Source organism: Streptomyces sp. UNOB3_S3 (genome assembly GCF_020740895.1).
Taxonomy (GTDB): Bacteria; Actinomycetota; Actinomycetes; order Streptomycetales; family Streptomycetaceae; genus Streptomyces.
On record NZ_JAILXP010000595.1, the window covers coordinates 1 to 2,738 of the forward strand.

A 2,738-nucleotide genomic window follows, 5' to 3' on the forward strand; every position below is an offset into this window, starting at 1 on the left:
GGGCCGGGGAGCGAGGGGGTACGCCGTCGCGATGGGGGCGCTCGGCGCGGCGTGGATCGCCGTGGGCGCGATCGCCGGGTGACCCCGAGATCGTTCGAACAGTGCTCGATAGGGTCGGGGCATGGGGTTGTGGAACACGACAGGCGGGGCGGGACAGCGGCCCGTGGGCTGGGCGCCACGGGTGGCGGCCGCGCCGTGGCAGGCGCCGAGCGACGTCGAGCAGAAGCTGTACGAGGCGCGGGTGCGCGGCGACTGGGACGCGTACTTCCATGTGCTGGCCGAGACGAGGCTCTTCCTCGCCGTCCCCCGGGCGAACGCCGACGCCGAGACCCGTACCGTGCCCTTCACCCCGTACTGGAACCCCCAGACCGGGACCCCCTGCCTCGCCGTCTTCACCGAGGGGATGCTGCCCCCGCCCGCCGAGGACCCCGTCTTCTGCGGATACTCCCTGGCCTGGTACGCCCGGGTGTGGGAGCCCGGCGACCCGCCGTACCTGGTGGTGAACCCCGGCAGCCCCTGCGAGGCGGCCCTCCCGGCCAACCCGGCGGGGCGGGAGATCTGGCAGCGGCACGCCGAGCGCGTCCGCACCTCCGCCTGCGGCTGCCCCGACCGGCACGGCCGGCTGCGCGCCCTCCACGCGGGAGGGCCCCTGCACGGGCCGCTCGCGCACGGGCTGGCCTGTACCGCGCTGCTCTTCGTCGACAACGGCGAGCTGTGGAACGCCATGGCCTACCACGGCGGGGGCTACTTCCACGAGAAGGACCGGCTCAAGGAGTGGTGGGGGATCACCGACCGGGAGAGCTGGCGGAACGCCCAGGAAGGGCTGCTGGACGCCGACATGGTCAGCGGCTCGTGGGAGTTCGCGCTCGGCGTCCGCCGTGCCATGGCGATGGACTTCCCCGGACTCGTCGACGTCGAGCACTGGCGCCGGGCGGCCGAGCGCGTTCTGCGGCGCAGGGCCGAGCAGGCGGGCGAGGTGCGGATCACGCTGGAGGGGGTGACCCAGGGGGAGGCCCTTTCCGACGAGGCGGTCGAGGAGTACGTCGCGGAGATCCACCAGCTGATCGGGCGGATCGCGCGCTACGAGGCCCGCTTCCGCGCGGACGGACTGCTGGCCGAGGGCGCGTACGTGCGCACGGCCACGGCGTGGGACTACGGGCGCGCCGCCGGGATGGCCCGCTGGGGGCTGGCCGCTCGGTACTGCACCCTGCACGAGGCCGAGGAAGCCGTGCTGCGCGCCGGGATCGCGGCCAAGGCCGCGTACGGCTCGTGGGAGGAGTTCTCCGCCGGCTACATCCTCGCGCGCTGTCTCCACTTCGACGAGGAGAAGTTCGGCAAGTGGTACGAGGACGCGCTCGCCGCGCACCGCGTGCTCACCACCGACCCGGCCAGCCCCTGGCTGAACATCCCCTGGGGGCGCTGAGCCGGCGCCTGGTCACTGCCCCAGGTAGACGTACAGCGCCAGCGCCACCGGGCCCGGGCAGGCCAGGGCTCCGGTGACGGCCCAGCGGGTGGCCGGGCCGAGGCGGAGGAGCTTCAGGGCGTGCCAGACGGCCGTCAGGACGGCTGCCGCCAGCGCCAGGACTCCCGCCACCCCGAGAAGGAAGTCACCGGCCTCCGCCGGGTGTTCCGCAGCCGCGCCCCAGACAGCGATCATCAGTACCACCACCAGGCACAGCCCCACTGCCTGGGCCGTGATCGTCCACAGGATCGCCGCCAGGACGGTCATGAAGCGGTTCCGGGTTCGGGCGGGCGCGCGGTACGGAAGCTGGTTCGTCGTCATGCGTCGATCACACAGGCCGACGGGCGCTGCCCGGGAGCGCTCGCGCACTCAAAACGGTCTGAGTAGCCGTACCCATCGATGTCATGCCATGAAGATTTCCGCGGTGGAGGCCGTGGCGGGAATCGAACCCACGTAACTCGCTTTGCAGGCGAGCCCCTAAGCCACTCGGGCACACGGCCGGGTGGGAGCGTCGTACGCCTCCCCGACGGCTACGACCATACGTTCACCCCGGCCCCGCTTCAATGGTGCGGTCGCCACTGTCATATGGCGGACATACGCCAGTCACGCCCGCGTGCCAGGGGCGTCCTCACGCGCTCACCCTCCGCAGGAACTCCTCCACCAGCGGCCGGAACATCTCCGGTTCGTCGACCCACGGGTAGTGCCCCACCCCGTGGAGCGGGCGGGCCACGCCGCGGGGGAGGGAAGCGGCGACGAGTTCGCCGGCGCGCATGCCTGTGATGGCGTCGAGGTCGCCCGTAACGACCAGGGCCGGGCAGCGCACCTCGCGCAGGCCGCGGAGCAGGGTCAGGCGCAGGGGTTCGTCGACGCCCTGCCAGAAGGCGGCGCGGGGGACGGGGTTGAGCTGGGCGGGTTCGGTGGCGGCGTGGGCGCGTTGTTCGGCGTCCCAGCGGCCGTAGGCCATGGGGGCGGCGCGGTGGAGGAGGGAGCGGACCTCGGCGAGGTTGTCGGCGTTGCGCAGGGAGTGGACGGCTACGTAGGCGTCGACCCACCAGTTCTCGGTGGCGCGGGACTCGAAGATCTCCTCGGCGTCCGTGGGGAGTTCGCCCTGGAGACGGGAGCCGGGCGCGATCAGTACGAGGTGGGTCAGGTGCTCCCCGTGCGTGGCGGCGTAGGCCTGGGCCGTGGCGCAGGCGGCGTCGTGGGCGAGCAGGGCGAAGCGTTCCAGGCCCAGGTGGACGCGGAGCGCCTCGACGTCCTCGGCGAGGGCGGGGAA

The 2,738-nt window shown here is 72.9% G+C and carries 3 protein-coding genes and 1 tRNA gene; 1 reads left to right on the forward strand and 3 read right to left on the reverse strand.

Annotation, left to right across the window (positions count from 1 at the left end):
* The first annotated feature begins 121 nt into the window (after positions 1-121).
* Positions 122-1,423, forward strand: coding sequence for a DUF1266 domain-containing protein (locus K6I33_RS34065; protein WP_229358673.1), 1,302 nt, complete (start codon positions 122-124; stop codon positions 1,421-1,423).
* 12 nt (positions 1,424-1,435) lie between these two features.
* Here K6I33_RS34065 and K6I33_RS34070 read toward each other — a convergent pair whose 3' ends face one another.
* The 3 genes from K6I33_RS34070 to K6I33_RS34080 all read right to left on the reverse strand — a co-directional run.
* The gene (locus K6I33_RS34070) at positions 1,436-1,783 is read right to left on the reverse strand and encodes a hypothetical protein (RefSeq protein ID WP_229358674.1); all 348 of its coding nucleotides are present in this window, start codon (positions 1,781-1,783) and stop codon (positions 1,436-1,438) included.
* A 104-nt stretch (positions 1,784-1,887) separates the two neighbouring features.
* Positions 1,888-1,962 (reverse strand) — tRNA-Cys (locus K6I33_RS34075).
* A gap of 128 nt (positions 1,963-2,090) precedes the next feature.
* Positions 2,091-2,738: alpha/beta fold hydrolase (locus K6I33_RS34080; RefSeq protein WP_229358675.1), on the reverse strand; the 648-nt coding region annotated here is incomplete at its 5' end.

What these genes read in the sequence shown, in the direction of transcription:
- K6I33_RS34065 (WP_229358673.1), top strand. Translation starts at nt 122, where the DNA reads ATGGGGTTGTGGAACACGACAGGCGGGGCGGGACAGCGGCCCGTGGGC.
- K6I33_RS34070 (WP_229358674.1), bottom strand. Translation starts at nt 1,783, where the DNA reads ATGACGACGAACCAGCTTCCGTACCGCGCGCCCGCCCGAACCCGGAAC.